This window comes from Niabella pedocola, from assembly GCF_021044425.1.
GTDB lineage: Bacteria > Bacteroidota > Bacteroidia > Chitinophagales > Chitinophagaceae > Niabella > Niabella pedocola.
In genome coordinates this window covers 744,264-763,578 of record NZ_JAJNEC010000005.1, presented here as the reverse complement: position 1 = coordinate 763,578, position 19,315 = coordinate 744,264, and the positions used below count along the sequence as shown (strand labels likewise).

Sequence of the window (19,315 nt, the reverse complement as noted above, 5' to 3'; positions counted from 1 at the left end):
TAAAAGGCCATGAAGAAAAAACAGATCATAATAGGCTTATTCCTTGCAGGTGTAATGACCTCTTTGGGTTCCTGCCGCAAATACCTTAGCGTAGAGCATTACTTTGATGACCGCCAGAGCGAGGAGCGCATCTTCAACAGCAAGGATTATACCGAGCAGTGGCTCGCCAATGCCTATAACGCCTTGCTCAATAACAACCTCGAAATGGGCAATACGGGTAACAACATTACCAACTATTCGGATGATATGTATTTTAACGAATCCGGGGGCGGCAATGGAGATCGCTACCGGAGATTCAAATTCGGGGAATACGATCACACCTGGCTCCAGTCATGGTCGCAATCGTATGGCGGTATCCGCCAGGCATCGGTGATGATTAACCGTATGGCCGAAGGCGGCACATTTACCGAGAAAGAGGTTGCCGGTTATAAAGCACAGGCCCGGTTTGTACGGGCCTACCTGTACTGGCTGTTGTTGCGTAAGTACGGTCCGGTGCCCATTATGCCCGATAAAGGTGTAAACTATGACGACAGCTATGATAACCTGTCATACCCCCGTAATACCTACGATGAAGTGGCCGGTTACATCGCAGATGAAATGGCATTGGCTGCAAAAGATCTGCCGTTAAAACGGGACAACCGCAATATTGCCCGTCCCACCCGCGGTGCGGCACTGGCTACCCGCGCCAAAGCGCTGCTCTTTGCCGCAAGCCCGCTGGCAAACGGCAATACAGAAATGGCCGACTTTACGGATGATAAAGGGAACGTATTGATATCCCAGCAATACCAGGAAGCAAAATGGGCTAAAGCGGCGGCGGCCTGCAAGGATGTGATCGACCTGGGCACGTATAAATTATACACCGCGGTATTTAAGACCAGGGGCACCACGGATTATCCGGCTACCATTCCTCCGCCCTACCATGCCGGGTATTCCGAAAAGAATTTTCCCGACGGCTGGGCGGATATCGATCCTTTTGAATCCTACCGGTCATTGTTCAACGGAGAACTGTATGCTTCTGAAAACCCTGAAATGATCTTTACCAGGGGTGATAACCAGATCAGCTCAGAGGGTGGCGTGATGGCCCTGGCAAGGCTTCAGATGCCCAAGACGGGCGGCGGCTACAATTCGCACGGCCTTACCCTCAAGCAATGCGATGCCTATTCCATGAACGACGGAAGACCGTTTGACCGGCAGGAAATACGGAACAAATATGGCGCTAACATGTTTGTGCAGTCCGGTGAAGTAGACAATTTTAAACCCCTGCAGGTAAATGTATGGAAGGAGTTCGCCAACCGCGAGCCGCGGTTTTACGCTTCGGTAGCCTTCAGCGGTGCATTATGGACCATGTCCAGCGCGGTGAATAATCTGCCTACCGTTACCAACCAGCAGATTTTTTATTACCGGGGCGAATTTAATGGATACATCAACGGCGATACCTGGCTGCCTACCGGTATCGGCATCATGAAATTCGTAAATCCCAAAGACAATAACAGCGGCAATGGCGGAAAGATCTTTCCTAAAGTAGATCTGGCCATCCGCTATGCCGACATCCTGCTCATGTATGCTGAGGCACTCAATGAACTGGGCGGTTCCTACAATATTCCTTCATGGGATGGCGGCACCACCCATGCCATATCCCGGAATATCGATGAAATGAAAAAGGCCATTGGACAGGTACGCGTTCGTGCGGGTGTGCCCAACCACGAGATGTCTGTATACAGCAATAAGGAAGCGTTACGTACAGCAATAAAACGCGAGCGACAGGTGGAGCTGATGGGTGAAAACCAGCGTTACTACGACCTGAGGCGCTGGAAAGATGCACCTGTGGATGAAGCGGAGCAGATATACGGCTTTAATACGTTTATGACCAAGGATCAGGCTGATCTTTTTTACACGCCGATACGGGTGCCGCTTTTGCAAACCACGTTTTCCAGGAAAATGTATTTCTGGCCCATCGAATGGGATGAACTGAAGAAGAATAAACGCCTGACCCAGGCACCGGGCTGGCCTTCGTTTGATTAATTTAAAAGGGTGGTGATTTTGTTAGATCGTAAAAACATGAACGAATGAAAAGTGTACGCATATATATCATAATAGCAGCATTGAGCCTCGTGTTCAGCGCGTGCAACAATGAGTGGAAAGACGAACTGTATGTACAGATGGTTTCTTTTAAAGCACGGCTCAACAGCGAAGGCGTTTCTCCGGTATACCTGCGGTATAATAAAAACGGGGAGGTGATCTATAACCTGCCGGTGATCGTAAGCGGATCGCAGCCAAGCCAACAGGATTTAAATGTGAAAATAGGCGTTGACAATGACACACTGGGGATTTATAACCGTGAAAAATTTCAGCACCGCACCGATCTGTATTTTAAACAGCTGCCCGGCCAGTTTTTTGAACTGCCTTCGGCTGCCTGTTTTATTCCCAAAGGGTCGAGTACCGTCAATTACCCGGTAAAATTTAAATTTGATAATCTGGATCTGGTGGAACGTTATGTATTGCCACTTACGATCATAGACGATCCCGCGTATATTTCAAACTATCGCAAGGGCTGGCGGAAGGCGCTGCTGAATGTGATACCGTTTAATGATTATTCCGGCAATTACTCCTCTACATCTATGAATGTATACCTGGATGGGCAAACCACTAACCCGCTTGTATCCAGTACCCGGACGGCATGGGTGGTAGATGAACAATCGGTGTTTTTTTACGCGGGCGTAACCGAAGAACGATCCGAGGCCCGGGGCGAATACAAAATCGTCATGGAATTTTTAGAGCCTGTTACAGAGGCCAATGGCGATAAAGTAGGTGCCTTAAATGTGTATGCCACCAACGATGCCATTCATTTCGAAATGCTGGGACAGCCCACCTACAAGATCACGCAAACGGTAGATCCCACCAAGAAATACCTGGTAAAGCAATATTGCACCGTGAACCTGCGGTACAAATATGATGATATTACAACCATGCCCGGCATACCGGTACGGTACCGGGCAGAAGGCTCCATGACGATGGAACGGCAACGGAATATATTGATACCGGATGAAGATCAGGCGATCGATTGGTAAAGAGCAACTAATAAAAAAATAAAATCAGGAAAAAACATACACATGAAACGATCCGTAATAACGGTATGTGTGCTTGGTTGTTTATTGCTATCGGGCGCCTGCCAAAAAACAAAGGAACCGTATTACGACCCCATCCCGGAGAAACCCCAGGAACCGGAGGTACCCAAGGGGGCGTGGTGGGGCTTTACGCCCGACAGTACATTCAGCAACCCCATTATGCCGGGCGGTCCGGATCCATGGGTGGTACAGAAAAACGGAACCTATTACTACACGTATACCCAGGGAAGTAAGTTGGTGATCCTGGAAACGAAAAATTTATCGGAACTGGCCACTGCACGCCGGTATGATGTATGGACCCCGCCGGCTGGTCAGCCCTATTCAAAAAACCTGTGGGCGCCGGAGCTGCATGAAATTGACGGCAAATGGTATTTTTATTTTGCTGCCGATGACGGTGACAACGCTCATCACCGCATGTATGTACTGGAGAATACGGCGCCAACCCCCGTAGAGGGCAATTGGGTATTTAAGGGAAAACTGTCTGACCCAACAGATATGTGGGCCATCGATGGCACTATACTTTATAATAATGGACAGCGATACATGATCTGGTCAGGAGGAAATGCCGGTGCACCTCCGCAGAATATCTATATCGCCAAAATGAGCAATCCCTGGACGATCTCCGGTGAAAAAGTAATGATTTCAATACCCGGCTTTGCATGGGAAAAAAATGGGAACCCGATCAATGAAGGCCCGCAGGTACTCATCAACCCGCAGGGGCGGGTATACCTCATCTATTCCGGCAGTGGTTATTGGTCAGACGGCTATTGCCTCGGGCAGCTGAACCTGCGGGAGGGCGGAGACCCGATGAACCCGGGCGACTGGTCAAAAAAAGTGCACCCGGTTTTTTCCATGCGGTCGGAAGGCGGTGTTTTCGGGCCGGGACATAACGGCTTTTTTAAATCGCCCGACGGTAAAGAAGACTGGATCATTTACCATGCACGCTCTGTGGCCAACCAGGGCGCCTCGGGCGGGCGAAGTCCGCGCATACAGCGTTTTACCTGGAACCCGGACGGGTCGCCCAATTTTGGTCTGCCCACAAGTATGTCGACACTGCAAAGGCGGCCATCCGGCGAGCCCTGGCGCTACATACATGCTAAAACCAGGTGGTCTATTGCCGGCGTCAGTTCGGAAGAGCCTGTCAATGGTCGCCTTGCTTCCTCTGTTATTGACGATAACCTCACCACGATATGGATCAGCCGCTATTCGGTGGATCCAACAGATTATCCCGGCCACTGGCTAACGGTAGATATGGGGGAAACCGCCACCGTGGATGGTTTTATCATTTCGCAAAAGGACGGGGACCGCAAGATAAAGGAGCTGGAACTGCTTGTTGGTAATGATAACAATACCTGGGAAAGCCTGGGACTGTTTACGCTCAATGATGTCAATCTGCTGCGGCAATTCATCGATCTGCCGCAACGCAAACAATTCCGTTACTTTAAGCTGGTGCCCAAATCCGGTTACGACAGTCAGCGCCAGCCCGGGTTGGCAGAAGTATCAACCTTCCGGTTTAAGGAATAAGAGCGGCGGGGAACGCCGGTATACAGCACATATTGTCATAAAACGGAAAGCAGCAAACGGGTAACTTTGTAATATTACAGTGGATGCCGGTGATGGATTGCCGCTTTGGACACCAGCAAACAGATTTAAAAATTACAGGGTTATGAATGGTATAACTTTAAGGATACTGTTTTTGATTGTTGCCGTTCCCGTTGCCTTTTTTGCAACCGCACAGTATAAACTTCCCGGTTGGGCGCTGGGCCCGTTTATAAGACCGGCTCATGTAAACCCGGTACTGTCCCCCGATACGCAAAGCGTTTTCTTAGATCCGATGAGCCGGAAAAAGCTGGCCTGGGAAGCCGGCGATGTGTTTAACCCGGCAGCAGCCGTAAGGAACGGCAACGTCTATGTATTGTATCGTGCCGAAGACCGGTCCGGAATGGGTATCGGCAAACGGACATCCCGGCTGGGAATAGCTGAAAGCAGGGACGGTATTAAAATGAAAAAAGAAGCGGAGCCGGTTTTTTACCCGGATGAAGATGCCCAAAAGGAATATGAATGGCCGGGAGGATGCGAAGACCCGCGCATTGCGGTTACAGAAGAAGGGTTGTACGTAATGTTGTACACGCAATGGAACAGGAAAGTGGCGCGCCTGGCGGTAGCTACGTCAAAAGACCTGAAAAGATGGACGAAACACGGACCCGCATTTTTGAAAGCGTATAACGGCCGGTTTAAAGATCAGTTCAGTAAATCGGCATCCATCGTTACTAAAGTAGAAAACGGAAAGCAGGTGATTGCAAAGGTGAAAGGGAAATATATGATGTACTGGGGCGAGCGGTTTATGAACATTGCTACTTCAGACGACCTGGTGAACTGGGAACCTGCGGTGGATGAAAAAGGCGGCCTGCAAATGGTTGTAAAGCCCAGGCCTGGATATTTTGACAGTGATTTGACCGAATGCGGACCGCCTGCAATTATAACAGATAAAGGCATCCTGGTTTTGTACAATGGTAAAAATAAGGGGGGCTTGGGCAGGGATACCAGCTACACGGCCAACACCTATGCCGCGGGCCAGGTGTTATTTGATCCGGAGGATCCTTCCAGGGTCATTAGCCGACTGGATAAGCCCTTTTTTGTACCTACGGAATCTTTTGAAAAAAGCGGCCAGTATCCGGCCGGCACCGTTTTTATTGAAGGACTGGTTTATTTCAAAAGCAAATGGTTCCTGTACTATGGTTGTGCAGACAGCCGGGTGGGCGTTGCCGTGTATGACCCGGCGGCAGATAAATAAAGCCCTTATACGTAGTTTATGCTTTTGGAAGGGTGTTGAAATATTCTGTAGGCGACATTTTAAAATGCTTCTGGAAATTACGGCTGAAGAGGCTCTGCGAGCTGTAACCGACCATTCTTGAGATCTCGTATAACAAAAATTCTTTTTCAGCAATCAGGCTGGCGGCCTTTTTCAAGCGGGTAATATCAATGAGCTCCTTCGGGGATAAGGAAGAGAGGGATTTGATCTTGCGGTAAAGCGTGGTACGGCTCATGAACATATGCTCGGCAAGCATGTCGATATCGATATTGGGCTCCTTAATATTGCTTTGGATATATTCATCCAGTTTTTTTAAAAACGCTTCGTCGGTTTTTGAATGTGCCATTACCCGTACATCTTCAAAGGGCGAGCTGGCAAAATGATCCTTGATTTTCTTCCGGTTTTTGAGCAGGTTGGCAATCTGTACCTGCAACAATTCGGAGGAAAAAGGTTTCTGAATATAAGCGTCCGCTCCAACCTCCAGCCCCTCGATATGCGCTTTGTAGGTGTTTTTTGATGTTAGTAAGATAATGGGGATATGGCAATACTCTACGTTTGACTTAACACGGCTGCAGAGCTCAAATCCATCGATCCCCGGCATCATGATATCGGATATGATCAGGTGAATGATCTCCTGGTCTAAAATGGTTTGCGCAATGGCTCCGTCGGCTGCAAGATGCAGTTTGTACGTATCGCCTAAAACAACAGATAAGAACTCCAGGATATCCTCGTTGTCATCAATGATCAGAATGCTTTCGGTCATGCTATGTTATTTTTTTCCAACTGCTTAATTGAAATTCGATTTTCTGGTGTATGGGCAGTCGCAGTTCAAAAATAATTAAATCCTGTTCACCGGAGCTCAGTTGCAGTGAACCGTTGTGCAGCTCGGTAAGTGATTTTGCAAGCGATAACCCGATACCGGTTCCCGGTTTGTTGTTGGCACGCACCCGGAAGAAGGGCTCAAACACTTGCTGTCTGAACTCCTCCGGAATGCCTTTGCCGTCATTGTTAAAGTAAACCGTAAAGCAGGTATCGGTGTCGCTCACGTTTCCCACATGTACACTTGCCCGGGTGGCGGCATATTTCACGGCATTCGATATCAGGTTGGTGCATATTTTAATAAATGCTTCCCGGTCTACAAAAGCCATGATGGGGTTTTCCGGCAACACCATATCCAGCTGAATATGGTTACCGGCGGCCTGCTCTTTGAAGCCGGCTACCAGGTCTGCGATCAGCGCGGCAATATCTGTTTTTACAAAATTTAAACTGAACTGATCGGCCTCCGTTTTTCTGAAATCGAGCAGCTGGCTGGTCAGGGCCACCAGGCGCTGCGTGTTTTTTTCGGCGATGGCCAGGCTTTTCCGGATGCCCGGATCCGTATCAAATTTTTTACTCAGCCATTCAATGGGCCCTGCGATCAACGTGAGCGGGGTTTGTATTTCATGCGTGATATTGGTAAAAAATTCGATTTTAGCCTGGTAGATTTCCTTTTCTTTTTCATGTTCAAAAAGCTGCAGTTTCCGCAGGTTTTTCCGCTCCAGGTACCGGTGGTACAAGCGGATGGCCATAAATACGGCCGTAGCAATCAGCAACACGTATATAAGGTACGCTGTGTTGCTCTTCCAGAAGGGGGGCAGGATGCGGATATAAAGCCGGCGCTCTTTGCCGGTCCAGCTCCCGGTATTGCTTTCGGCCTGAACAATAAACTCGTATTTACCGGGTGCGAGATCGGTGAAGTAGGCGTTGCGGTTGGTATTGAGATAGGTCCAGGACTGGTCAATGCCTTTCATCTGGTATTTGTACCGGGTTGCTTCCGGTGAAGAAAAATTCAGTGCCGCAAACTCAATGCTGAAGTTGTTTTGATCGTATTTTAACAGGAGGGTGTCGGTGTATAAAATAGACCGGGCGAGGGGGCTGTGCATTGCATTGGGGGTCACTTCTTTGTTATTGATCTGGAAGCCGGTGATATAGGTGGGCGGACTGGGCTCCCTTTGATCAAATAAGGCCGGGTTAAAGGCGATCATTCCTTTAACGGAGCCAAAATACATTTTGCCATCGGTATGCTTATAGGCCGAATTATAATTGAACTGATCGGTGATCAACCCGTTGGCCCGGGTATAGACTTTTACTTTTTCCGTGGTAATATTTAAACAGATAAGCCCTTTGAGGGAACTGATCCACAGGTTCTTTGCATTGTCTTCCAGGATGCTGTAGATAACATTGCTGGGCAGGCCGTTTGCGGTGGTATACCGTTTCATGGTTTTCCGGTCGGGGCTTAGTTTTATAAGCCCGCAACCGGTGGTGGCGAACCACAATGCATGATCACTGTCTTCAAAAATATGGTATACGGGAAATTCGTTGATGGTATGGCCCCTGGTGGTATCGCCAAACTGTAAATTGCCGTGCCGCCCGGTTTTGGGGTTGTACCAGAAGGCGCCCTCCTTTACGCTGCCCGTCCAGATATTTCCCGCAGCGTCTTCAAAAATATCATAGACGTATGTATTAAAGGGGATCTGGGGAATGCGCTTAAAGGTTTTTTGTTGCGGGTTGTATTCAAATAACCCGGCGTTGCGATAGGCCGAGCCCACCAGCAGGCGGTTGTCCTTTGTACGGTAGATGGAGATGATAAAATCGCTTACCGGGCCACCGCCTTTATCTCCAATCAGCTTGAACCGGTCTGTAATCAAACCGGTACGCATATCCATAATTTCCATGCCCTGTAAGAAGGGACCTACAAACAGCGTGTTTCCCCACGCCAGTAAACCGTGCACATTCGGATAAGAGATACTCCCCTTTTGACCGGTGGCGGTATAGTTCGTAAATATTCCGGTTTCCAGGTTGAGTTTACTGATGCCTGCATCTTCGGTACCGATCCATAAATGCCCCTGCTGATCCGCACAAATTTCCCGCACCGCATTTCCTGCAATGGAATTCACATCGGGCAACGGGTAGTATTTTTCAAATCGGGCATTGTCCTTTGAATAATAGTTCAGCCCGCCAAAAAAAGTACCGGCCCACATACCACCCTGGTTATCCCTGCATATTGCATACACGGCATTGTCGGCCAGGGCATAGGGGTTGCCTGCCCGTTTTTTCAGGTTAACGGCCTTGTTGCCCGCCAGATCATAGATGTAAATTCCGGACTCCGTAGCAATCCAGTACTGTCCGTTATTATCGGTTGCAATGTCGCGAACAAATATGTCGTTATTTTCCTGTGCGCCCAATGACAGAGAGCGCACGGTACCGGTTTGGACATCGTAGCTTTTTAGCCCCTGCTTAAAGCATCCGATTAATAGCCGGCCATGCCCGATGGGGTATATTTTGCTGATGGACCGGGCATTGGCCGGCAGGCTCCTGTCCACGATCCGGACGGTTGCTCCGGACTTTTGCTGACCGCCGTAAATATGAATGTTGCCATCGTCATCTCCCATCCATAAGTTCATATCTGCGTCCAGCGCAATGCAGGAAGCCGGTGTTTTTAAATGCTCGAGCCGGTTGGCAGACTGTGTATATTTATACAGCGAAAACTGCGAGAGGAACCACAGGTTGTTGTCGTTGTCAACCACGAGATTGTTGGTGTATTCTTTTGGAACGGCTTCCAGTTCGGTAAGCACTTCTTTGTACGGATCGTATTTAAAAAGGCCTTTACCGGTGCCGATCCAGATCATCCGGTTTTTGTCTTCAGCAATACTGTTAATGACATCATTGCCCAGGCTTCCGAATTTGTCTTTAGTATTTCTGTAGGTTTTAAAGGAATAGCCGTCAAAACGGTTCAGACCGCCACGGGTTCCGATCCATAGCAAACCCTTGCTATCCTGTATGACCGCGGTTACGGCATTATGCACCAACCCGTCATCCACCTGATAATGCTTAAAGTAATATTGCCCGGAACACAGTGAAGTGGCAAGCAGCAAGGCCAGGCTTAAAAACCATCGGTAATAAAAACTCATCATTCGTTCATTCAAAGATAGATATAAAGGCATTTATAAAACAAGTACCGGACCGGTGGAAGGCGCAAGGTGCCCCGCCGGGTAATACCGGTAGCCGTTTAAAAATCAATAATTTGTTTGAACCGTTATAATGGATGGAAGGTGTATGGTATACCGGTATGATACAAATCGACAAAAAAATGAACAAAATTGGAAACAGAAGGCAAGACCGTCTGCTGTAATGTTCTATTTAAAGATAGCTGAACGGGAATCCGCTAAATGCGTATTTTTATAAGCAAATGATTGATCCGGATTTGTGAATTGGTTGCGCAAACCGGTGAAAATGAGTCATCCTAAATCGATTCTTTTCATATGACAATCCTACGATATTACCGGCCCGAACTGGATGTGCTTCGTTTATGCGCATTTCTTTTTGTATTCTTTGTTCACCGGCTGGACCTGGCCCCGGTTGATCCCGCAAAATACTATTGGGGGTACCATATAAGCCTGGTGGGCAATTACGGGGTACCGCTTTTCTTTTTTTTAAGCGCGTTTCTGATTACCGAATTGCTGATAAGAGAACAGGATCAGTTTGGTAAAATCAACGTTAAGTCTTTTTATATAAGACGGATCTTACGTATATGGCCATTGTATTTCACCTTCTTTTTTTTAATGGTGTTGCTGACCTCCACAACATCATGGTTTGGCGGCCGCATACCACCCGGGGCGCAGCTGGCGTTTACCTTGTTTTCAGGCAACTGGTACATTACATTTAATGAATGGCAGTCTTATTGCATCAACCCGTTGTGGAGTGTATCTGTGGAGGAGCAGCTTTATATTTTGCTTCCGTTGATATTATACGTTACCGGGAAAAAAGGATTGACGGTTTTTTCTTTTTTAGCGCTTATCGGTGCATATATCGCTGTCGTTTATTATGCTCAAAGACCTACAGCCGGATTTAGCGGGCAGTGGACGAACAGTTTTGTGCAGTTCCAGTTTTTTGGAGCGGGGATCCTGGTGGCGCTTTATTTAAAAGGCAAACAGCCCAGGTGGAATGCCGCAACACGGATCCTGTTGTTTGTTGCAGGATATGGCTGCTGGTTAATTGCTTCAATCGTTTGCGAGGTGAATGCGGATGCGCCGCACCAGGCTACGATTGCTCAATCGGTAAGCGGTTGGTTGTTGATCCTTCTGGGCGTAATGGCGTTCTTTTTTTCCTTATTCGGGTCTTCGGCAAAACGCATGCCATCCGTATTGGCCTATCTTGGGCGTATATCTTACGGAATGTATGTTTTTCATATTACCATCTATTGGATCGTATACAATATTTTTAAAAATCAGTTAGCCGCTTTCAGCAATAACATCGGTTTGTACGAATGGAAGCATGAAGTGGGGCTTGTAATAGCCTTTCTCATAACGGTAAGCATCTCCCTGTTGTCCTACAACTATTTTGAAAGACCTTTTTTGCGCTTGAAACGGCGTTTTACATTGGTTCCATCCCGGGATTAACCGGTTATGCAACGCCGTCGGTTCCGGTATATTTGTTCCTTTAGATTTTAGCTCGAGTGAAATGCCTGCCGAGCGGTATGCGGCGTTTTTCCCTGGGATACTATAAAACGAACGGTGATTTGTTTCGTTTTATCCGTTAAAAGTATAGCGCTTTTATTTATCCAATTTCTAACTTTGGGAATTGTAACGCTACTACGATAACAATGGGAAAGAAGTATAATATATCTTCATTTTTAAAATACATTAATGTTAATGGATCGGCAAGTGACACCATCCAGGTGATCCACTATGATGAGCATCCGCATCTGTTGCTGAAATCAAAACCCGTAGAGCTGGACTTTTATCTTATTGCTATAAAAAGCAACATCGATGTACAGCCTCCCATTGAGGAAATGTCGGCTTCCTACCTGTTTCTGGACAGACCAGGAAATTTGTTGGAATGGGATCTTCCCGATGCCTTTTTCGGCTATGGCATTTTTGTCAGTGAAAAGTTATTGAAGAAGTATGCCAAGGATTATACCTTTACGGGATATAACAGGCATGAGGCGCTTTATTTAACTGAGCGCGAAAGCAGGATCCTGCTCGATCTTTTTGTAAAAGCTCATGACGAATACAAGCAGGTCGATTTTTCCGAAGACGTACTTGGCTCCTATACGGCATTGATCCTTTCTTATACCCAAACGTTTTATGAAAGGCAGTTTCAGTCGCGAAGCAAGATTTACAACCAGGTTGTCGCCGATTTTTACCGGCAGCTCGATGGTTTTTATGCTGCTGAAAAAGAGGAACCGCGCTTTCCTACCGTAGCCTATTTTGCGGCAATGAGCAATCTCTCGGTTAATTATTTCGGTGACCTTATCAAGCACTTTACCGGCAAATCGCCCCTGGAGCATATTCATCAATACATTATCCAGGTTGCCAAAGAAAAGCTCCGTCAAACCCAACTTACCATTAATGAAATAGCATATAGCCTGGGCTTTGAATACCCCACCTATTTTACACGTTTCTTCCGGTTAAAAACCGGAATTGCTCCAAAAACATATCGCAATCAGTAAAATGTTTCTTTTTTTAAGTGATTTGTTTTCAGGCATGGCCTACTGACCGGTATAACTTTGTTCTATCAAGTTGAAACAAATACAATATCAGGTCATGATCCAGAAGATAAAATTTCACAAATGCGGAAACCGTCATGATTGGAAGTATTTTCCTTCGTGAAGGTTTTACAAAACAAACATATATCCCAGGAATAGTATTGATCGCCTTCCGGAGGCATAGGGCAGGAGCCGGCTGAATATACGCTTCAGGAAGGGTGAGCGGAGAATGTATCGTCCTTGCTTTTGCTGCCCGCTATCAGGGCTAATGCACTGCCGAACCATGTTTATTGGCGAACCTTCATATCCATAAGGAGGAGATAAGTGCTGTGGTGGACGACTGAACAATGTGTCTCTATACGGGTGCAGAAAATAAGTGCATCGGGTGTGTAATTTCAAACCAAGTAGTCAACATAAAAATTAAAAAATGGAAAATCAAATCAATTTGGCAGGAATGGAGCATCAGCCAACTGCTACCGCAAGAATGTCAAAAGAATTACTGGAAGCAGCCAAAAAACAAATCGATGAAATTTCGGCGGAGGATTATGCTAAAATTATGGGCATGGTTAATGTGTGCAAGAGAGAATGGCGCAGTATCCTTCACAAAACGCCGGACGATTATGGAATGGCAAATTGGGAGGATATTTATTTCCCCGCAGATGATGGCGTGCCGCTTAGCGGATGGTACATTCCGGCAAAAGGCGGTGAAAGTAATAAACTGATCATTTTTAACCACGCATTACCCATGTCCCGTGCCGGTTTTCAGGGTCATATGGGAATGCCCTGGGCAGGTTTTACCGACATTGAAATCGATTTCGTATACCAGATGAAAATTTTAACCGATGCAGGCTACAATGTATTGGCTTATGATCTTAGAAATCACGGACAAAGTGGAACAGCAAATGGTGGCGTAAGTGGTATCGGCCAATTAGAATGGCGTGATTGCGTTGGTGCAAAAAAATATGTAGACAACCATCCAAGATTGGGCAAAATGAAAGTAGCCCTGTTCAATCAATGTTTGGGAGCTATTTCACAATGGATCGCCCTGGATAAACAGCCGGAATTGTTTACTAACGTACAATGTTTCTTAAGTCCGCTCGTGCCGGATATGGGCGCTATTTTCCAGGCATTTACCGAACCATTGGGCGTATCGCAATACCTGGATTTATTGGATTTTGAATTGCTGAAAGCTGGTGGGTTTACCCGCAGAGAAATGGATCCGAAAAAGTATGTAAAAAATGTAACAATGCCGTTATTAATGTGGCAGGTGAAGCACGACTCCTGGACAAAAAATCCCGAAACAGACCAGGCTACATTTGATGCGATCCCGGGAAATAACAAAGAACTTATCTGGATCGACAGTACATTGAGATTTAAGGATGGGTACAACTACTTTGGCAGAACGCCGGAAAAGGCATTGGCTTTTCTGGATAAATATATGAACTAAAAATAATGCTACAGAAGGTCCCACGATCTTCTGTAGTTTTTTATTTTAACAGGGGTATTGTAGTTTGGCCTGAGCAGGTGGCCGGTTCGCAATACAATCAGTAAAAAATATTTAAAAGTTGTAAACATGAAAACAAAAGTTTTGATATTGGGGGCTGGCGGAGCCATTGCTCGTCATGTGATATCGGCGCTTCAGAAAAACAGCGATATAGTACTTACGCTGTTTGCAAGAAATGCTGAACAGTTGCATGTTGAATCATCTGCAAAAATTATCGAGGGTGATGTGTTAAATAAGGAAGATATAGGTACTGCTGTTAAAGGGCAGGATATTGTGTATGCCAATCTTTCCGGTCCTGTAGACCAGATGGCAAGATCGATTGTGGCAACCATGAATACCCATGGGGTTAGGCGTTTGATTTTCGTAACGGCCCTGGGCATTTATAATGAGGTGACCGGCGAGTTCGGCGAATGGAACAACCGTATGATAGGTGCTGAATTGGTGCGATATCGAAAAGCTGCCGATGTTATTGAAAACTCGGATCTGGATTATACGATTGTTCGTCCATCATGGCTAACCAACAAGGACGAAACAGATTATGAGACCACCCAAAAGGGAGAAGCTTTTCGCGGAACAGAGGTAGCGAGAAAAGCCGTTGGCACATATATCGCTGCTATTATCCTTCATCCTGGCAAAGATGTAAAGGCCAGTGTGGGGGTTAACAAACCAGGTATTTATGGCGACAAACCGGCTTTTTATTAGCCGGCTATTGGTATTTTTCGTGCTATACTTTGGAAACACGATCAGCGGTTGAGCCGCCGCCATCCTGCAGGCAGGAGCATGCGGGATCGGTTCCTTTCCCGGGGCTACGGATGGTTATCCCCGGGGAATGTATTGCTGGTAACGGCGTATGCCATCCGTCTGTGGTGCATTGCGGATGCGTAAATTTGCAAAGCCCCACGATTTATAATAAGGCCTTGTATTTTGAGCGCTCCTTTTTTATATTCCTTTATGGGAAAAGGGCTACGGTTGTGCAGACCAATGCGTGGCCTCGCGGCTTCAACGCCTTGCTGGTACTATATGTAAACAGATTTTCACCTGGATGGGAACACACAAGCCCGCCCTCGCTATCCGGTTCTTTAAACAACAAAAATTGAAACAACTCCGGTTTACAGCGTCATGCAATGCGTTAGAATGTTATTTTTAACAAAAAAAATTGATCCGGATATTGTTGCTCATCGACCATTCCAGTAAGTTCAGCAGGAAACTGCTGCGGGGAATGGTGAAATATTCAAAGGATAACGGTCCCTGGTTGTTTTACCGGTTGCCTACGTATTATAAAAACTTATATGGGGAAGCAGGTATCCTGAAACTGGCCCGGGAATGGAAGGCTGACGCGGTTATCGCCCAGGCAGACCTGGATGACATCGGTTATCTGAAAAAACTTGGTATTCCCGTAATTATTCAAAATTATAGAGAGCGGAGTGATTATTTTTCCAATCTGACCGGCGATTATCGTGGTACCGGAGAAATGGCCGCCCGCTTTTTTATACAAAGACGGTACCGCAACTTTGCTTTTTATGGCAGTAAGAATGTGGTATGGTCCATAGAAAGAGCCGAGGGCTATAAAACGGAGGTAGAAAAATATGGCGGTACGTTTTATTATTTTGAATCCGAGCATCTGAATGAAGAACAATGGGGAAGTGATCATGAAGAGCTTGATAAATGGCTGATGTCGCTTCCCAAGCCGGTCGCCCTGTTTGCCTGTGATGATTATTTTGCGCTTCAGGTTTCTGATATATGTAAGATCAATAATATTTTAATTCCGGAGGATGTGGCACTGCTGGGGGTAGACAATGATGATTTGATCTGTAATTTTTCAGACCCTTCTATTTCATCGATAGAGCTGGATGTAGAGCGGGGTGGCTACGAGGCCGGCCGGCTGCTTCATAAGCTGGTGCTGAAGGAGCGAACAAAACCTTATAATATTATTGTGAACCCGGTCCGGATCGAGCTGAGGCAGTCTACCGAAAAATATAACCTATCCAATGAATACATACGGGAAGTGGTGCAGTATATCGAGTCTTCATTTACAACACCCATATCTATTGATGTACTCATCCGCCGCGTGCCGCTGTCAAGAAGGAATCTGGAAACAAAGTTTAAAAACTCGATGGGCATTTCGCTCTATCAGTTTATACTGAAACAACGGATCGAGTACCTGGCAGACTTGCTGCTGGCGAATCCTGCGTTATCGTTGCTGGAGTTGGCCATACGCTCCGGTTTTAGTGATTGCAGGAACCTGTCACGCACGTTTAAAAAATTCAAGGGATATACACCAACCGCATACCTGAAAAAATTTGCAAAACCAGTTTGAGATTTGCGTTTTTTGAAACACTGATTGCGCAAATCGATCGTATAAATTTCTCAGGGCCCGCTAATTTTATGTACGGGCCTCTATAAAGGCTATCATTGCGGCCCCCGATATTCAAGGATTGCTATAGGGATGCAGGCCGGTCTTTAAAGGACCCGGATGCACCTGGAACCGGTCATATGAAAGATCATACCGGTGATACGTTAAAGACCAGACACTGTACAACGATTGGCGCCCGATCCGGTACAGTGCAGGTAATATGGAATAAGTAGGAACAAAGCGTTGCGGCTTCGGGATAACCGGAAAGAGCATCGCGATGAGTGGTATTACCAGCTCCGCCCCTGCGGTGCAGCATAAGGTAAACACGCATTGCATCATTTGCCCCAACAGGGAAACGTGCAGTTTTTGCGCAGCAGGATTTTATTAAATGTACAGGGTTGCGATCTGTATACAGGGTGTTTTTGATGATAGCAGTAGTAGCTGATTTACTTTTTAACAACAATGTTATATGCATAGGAGAAAATTTGTAAAAATAATGGGCGCAGCATCCGCCGCCGGTATGATCGGAGGTAATATGAAGGTGATGGCTGCGGTAACCGGCAAAAAAGCAGCGGGTAAAAGAGTGGGTATTATCGGGCTGGATACTTCACATGCGGTAGCATTTGTAAAAACATTGAATGCTGCAAATCCGGATGCAAAATGGATGGGATATAAAGTGGTTGCGGCGTATCCTTATGGAAGCCGCGACATTAAAAGCAGTGTGGACCGCATTGCCGGGTATACAGAAGAGGTAAAGAAAAACAATGTAACGATCGCAAACTCTATCCAGGAACTGCTTAGCCTGGTGGATGTGGTGTTGCTGGAAACCAACGACGGGCGCCTCCATCTGGAGCAGGCCCTGCAGGTGCTGAAGGCGCGTAAGCCGTTGTTTATCGATAAGCCGATGGCCGCTTCATTAAAAGATGGAAGTGCTATTTTTGAAGCAGCCCGCAGGTATAAAACACCGGTTTTTTCGAGCTCTTCACTCCGGTTTATTACCGGCATGCAGGAAGTAAAAAATGGAAAGATCGGGAAAGTGATCGGCGCAGAAACATATAGTCCGGCAAAACTGGAGGCCACGCATCCGGATCTGTTCTGGTATGGGATACACGGCGTGGAAACCCTGTTTACGGCCATGGGAACGGGCTGTAAGACTGTGCGTCGTATCTATACCGCAGATACAGATATTGTGATTGGTACCTGGGACGATGGAAGGGTAGGCACATTTCGCGGAATACGCAGTGGCAAAGAGGGCTTTGGCGGTACCGTATTTGGCGCAACCAATCAGTTGGTGTTGGGCCCCTTTGCCGGCTATGATCCTTTGCTGATGGAGATCGTACGTTTTTTTGAAACCGGCAATGCACCCGTTCCGGAAGCAGAAACACTGGAGATCATGGCATTTATGGAAGCCGCCGACTTAAGCAAAAAAGGCGGCGGTAACCCGGTAGATATGACCCTTTTATTGAAAAAATACATTTAACCAACCCTGCAGGCAACGGAACAGGGAATAAAATTATTTTATGGATAAGCAACAAAACAATTCAAGAAGGGATTTTGTGAAAAAGGCGGCGCTGGGTTCTGCAGCGCTAACTTTCGGAGGTATATTACCCTCTTTTAGCGCCAGGAGTTATAAGAGTATTGTAGGTTCCAATGAACGCTTCAATATGGGCGTAATGGGGGTTAACAGCCGTGGGCTTGCGCTGGCCAGCAACTTTGCCAAACAGCCCAATTGCGTGGTGCGTTATGTAAGCGATGTAGACCAACGGGCAGCGGATAAATGCATTACCCGCCTGGAAACGATCCAGAAGTTTAAACCGGTAGCCCAGCCGGATTTCAGGAAAGCGCTGGAGAAAAAGGACCTGGATGTGATGGTGATAGCGACCCCGGATCACTGGCATGCACCGGCGGCATTGCTGGCCATGCAGGCAGGCAAAAATGTATACCTCGAAAAGCCCTGCAGTCACAATCCAAAGGAAGGGGAGATGCTGGTAGCTGCTCAAAAAAAATATGGCAAAATATTGCAGATGGGCAACCAGCGCCGTTCCTGGCCCAATGTTGCCCAGGCCATCCATGAAATTCATAATGGCGTTATTGGCCGGCCTTATTTTGCAAAGACCTGGTATACCAACAGCCGTAAACCGATCGGGGTTGGTAAACCCGCCGCGGTACCTGCGTGGCTCAATTTTGACCTGTGGCAGGGGCCCGCACCCCGGCGTTCTTACAAGGATAACCTGATCCATTATAACTGGCATTGGTTCTGGCACTGGGGTACTGGAGAAGCCCTCAATAATGGTACGCATATGGTGGACCTGGCCCGCTGGGGCCTGCAGGTAGACTATCCCACAAAAGTGCAATCCAGTGGCGGCACCTTTGCGTTTTCAGACGATTGGGAAACACCCGATACACAAATGATCGCCTTAGAGTTTGCAAACAAAAGCATGATCACCTGGGAAGGTCGCAGCGCCAATGGTAAATTCAACGAAGGTGCTTCTGTAGGGGTGATTTTTTACGGGGAGAAGGGAACGCTGCAGATCAACGGGGGAAATAGTTACAGCATTTACGGGTTGGATGATAAACTGATAAAAGAAGTAAAAGATAACACGGAGTTCAAGGCCGGCGATCTGTCCAACCCTACCGAAAAACTGGACGGATATCATTTTCAGAATATGTTTGAAGCCATAAAGGGCAATGCTACTCTTCATTCGGATATTCAGGAAGGGTATAAAAGCACCTTACTGGTGCAGTTGGGTAACATTGCACAGCGCACCTCGGGAATGCTGATAACCGACCCTGCAAACGGACATATACGCTCCGATGCAGCAGCCATGAAGTTATGGACGCGCAGTTATGAAAAAGGTTGGGAACCGCGTATATAAATTAGTAAAGCACGTTTACATATAGCGTAACCTGGATGGGGTATAACTCCAGGCGTACTGTTCTGCTTCGGAACGGTAATGGGAGCGATTTGTCATTAATTTTTTCAGATAAAAATGCC

At 46.9% G+C, this 19,315-nt stretch carries 14 protein-coding genes; 11 read left to right on the top strand and 3 right to left on the bottom strand.

The genetic code is table 11. From position 1 onward, the window contains the following. The first annotated feature begins 9 nt into the window (after window positions 1–9). From LQ567_RS10785 to LQ567_RS10770, 4 genes are all read left to right on the top strand, one after another. On the top strand, window positions 10–2,022 hold the full coding sequence (locus tag LQ567_RS10785) for a RagB/SusD family nutrient uptake outer membrane protein (RefSeq protein WP_231004510.1): 2,013 nt from the start codon (window positions 10–12) through the stop codon (window positions 2,020–2,022). Window positions 2,023–2,066: 44 nt separating this feature from the next. Continuing rightward, window positions 2,067–3,068, top strand: a complete 1,002-nt coding sequence (locus LQ567_RS10780) for a DUF4973 domain-containing protein (protein ID WP_231004509.1) — start codon at window positions 2,067–2,069, stop codon at window positions 3,066–3,068. 42 nt (window positions 3,069–3,110) lie between these two features. Beyond that, window positions 3,111–4,649 carry a family 43 glycosylhydrolase gene (locus tag LQ567_RS10775; protein WP_231004508.1) on the top strand — a complete coding sequence of 513 codons (1,539 nt, stop codon included), beginning with the start codon at window positions 3,111–3,113 and terminating at the stop codon, window positions 4,647–4,649. 142 nt (window positions 4,650–4,791) lie between these two features. Beyond that, the gene (locus LQ567_RS10770) at window positions 4,792–5,919 is read left to right on the top strand and encodes a glycoside hydrolase family 130 protein (protein WP_231004507.1); all 1,128 of its coding nucleotides are present in this window, start codon (window positions 4,792–4,794) and stop codon (window positions 5,917–5,919) included. Between the two features lie 16 nt (window positions 5,920–5,935). Here LQ567_RS10770 and LQ567_RS10765 read toward each other — a convergent pair whose 3' ends face one another. Further along, entirely contained in the window at window positions 5,936–6,700 is a 765-nt protein-coding gene (locus LQ567_RS10765; protein ID WP_231004506.1) for a response regulator transcription factor, read from the bottom strand. A 1-nt stretch (window position 6,701) separates the two neighbouring features. Then, on the bottom strand, window positions 6,702–9,902 hold the full coding sequence (locus LQ567_RS10760) for a ligand-binding sensor domain-containing protein (RefSeq protein WP_231004505.1): 3,201 nt from the start codon (window positions 9,900–9,902) through the stop codon (window positions 6,702–6,704). A 336-nt stretch (window positions 9,903–10,238) separates the two neighbouring features. Between LQ567_RS10760 and LQ567_RS10755 the strand changes: the two genes are divergently transcribed. The 5 genes from LQ567_RS10755 (at window position 10,239) to LQ567_RS10735 (ending at window position 16,284) form a co-directional block, all read left to right on the top strand. Further along, window positions 10,239–11,375, top strand: a complete 1,137-nt coding sequence (locus tag LQ567_RS10755) for an acyltransferase family protein (RefSeq protein ID WP_231004504.1) — start codon at window positions 10,239–10,241, stop codon at window positions 11,373–11,375. Between the two features lie 203 nt (window positions 11,376–11,578). Further along, window positions 11,579–12,427 (top strand): helix-turn-helix domain-containing protein, encoded by an 849-nt coding sequence (locus LQ567_RS10750; protein WP_231004503.1) that lies wholly within the window; start codon window positions 11,579–11,581, stop codon window positions 12,425–12,427. A 463-nt stretch (window positions 12,428–12,890) separates the two neighbouring features. Beyond that, window positions 12,891–13,910: an alpha/beta hydrolase family protein gene (locus LQ567_RS10745; protein WP_231004502.1), complete on the top strand. Its 1,020-nt coding sequence runs from the start codon at window positions 12,891–12,893 to the stop codon at window positions 13,908–13,910. Between the two features lie 126 nt (window positions 13,911–14,036). After that, the gene (locus LQ567_RS10740) at window positions 14,037–14,669 is read left to right on the top strand and encodes an SDR family oxidoreductase (protein WP_231004501.1); all 633 of its coding nucleotides are present in this window, start codon (window positions 14,037–14,039) and stop codon (window positions 14,667–14,669) included. Between the two features lie 454 nt (window positions 14,670–15,123). Next, window positions 15,124–16,284 carry an AraC family transcriptional regulator gene (locus LQ567_RS10735; protein ID WP_231004500.1) on the top strand — a complete coding sequence of 387 codons (1,161 nt, stop codon included), beginning with the start codon at window positions 15,124–15,126 and terminating at the stop codon, window positions 16,282–16,284. Between the two features lie 111 nt (window positions 16,285–16,395). Here the strand turns inward: LQ567_RS10735 and LQ567_RS10730 are convergent, their stop codons facing one another. Then, window positions 16,396–16,647, bottom strand: a complete 252-nt coding sequence (locus LQ567_RS10730) for a hypothetical protein (RefSeq protein WP_231004499.1) — start codon at window positions 16,645–16,647, stop codon at window positions 16,396–16,398. A 142-nt stretch (window positions 16,648–16,789) separates the two neighbouring features. Here LQ567_RS10730 and LQ567_RS10725 point away from each other — a divergent pair, with 142 nt between their 5' ends. Beyond that, window positions 16,790–17,800 carry a Gfo/Idh/MocA family protein gene (locus LQ567_RS10725; protein WP_231004498.1) on the top strand — a complete coding sequence of 337 codons (1,011 nt, stop codon included), beginning with the start codon at window positions 16,790–16,792 and terminating at the stop codon, window positions 17,798–17,800. A 40-nt stretch (window positions 17,801–17,840) separates the two neighbouring features. After that, entirely contained in the window at window positions 17,841–19,196 is a 1,356-nt protein-coding gene (locus LQ567_RS10720; RefSeq protein WP_231004497.1) for a Gfo/Idh/MocA family oxidoreductase, read from the top strand. The last annotated feature ends 119 nt before the right edge of the window (window positions 19,197–19,315 follow it).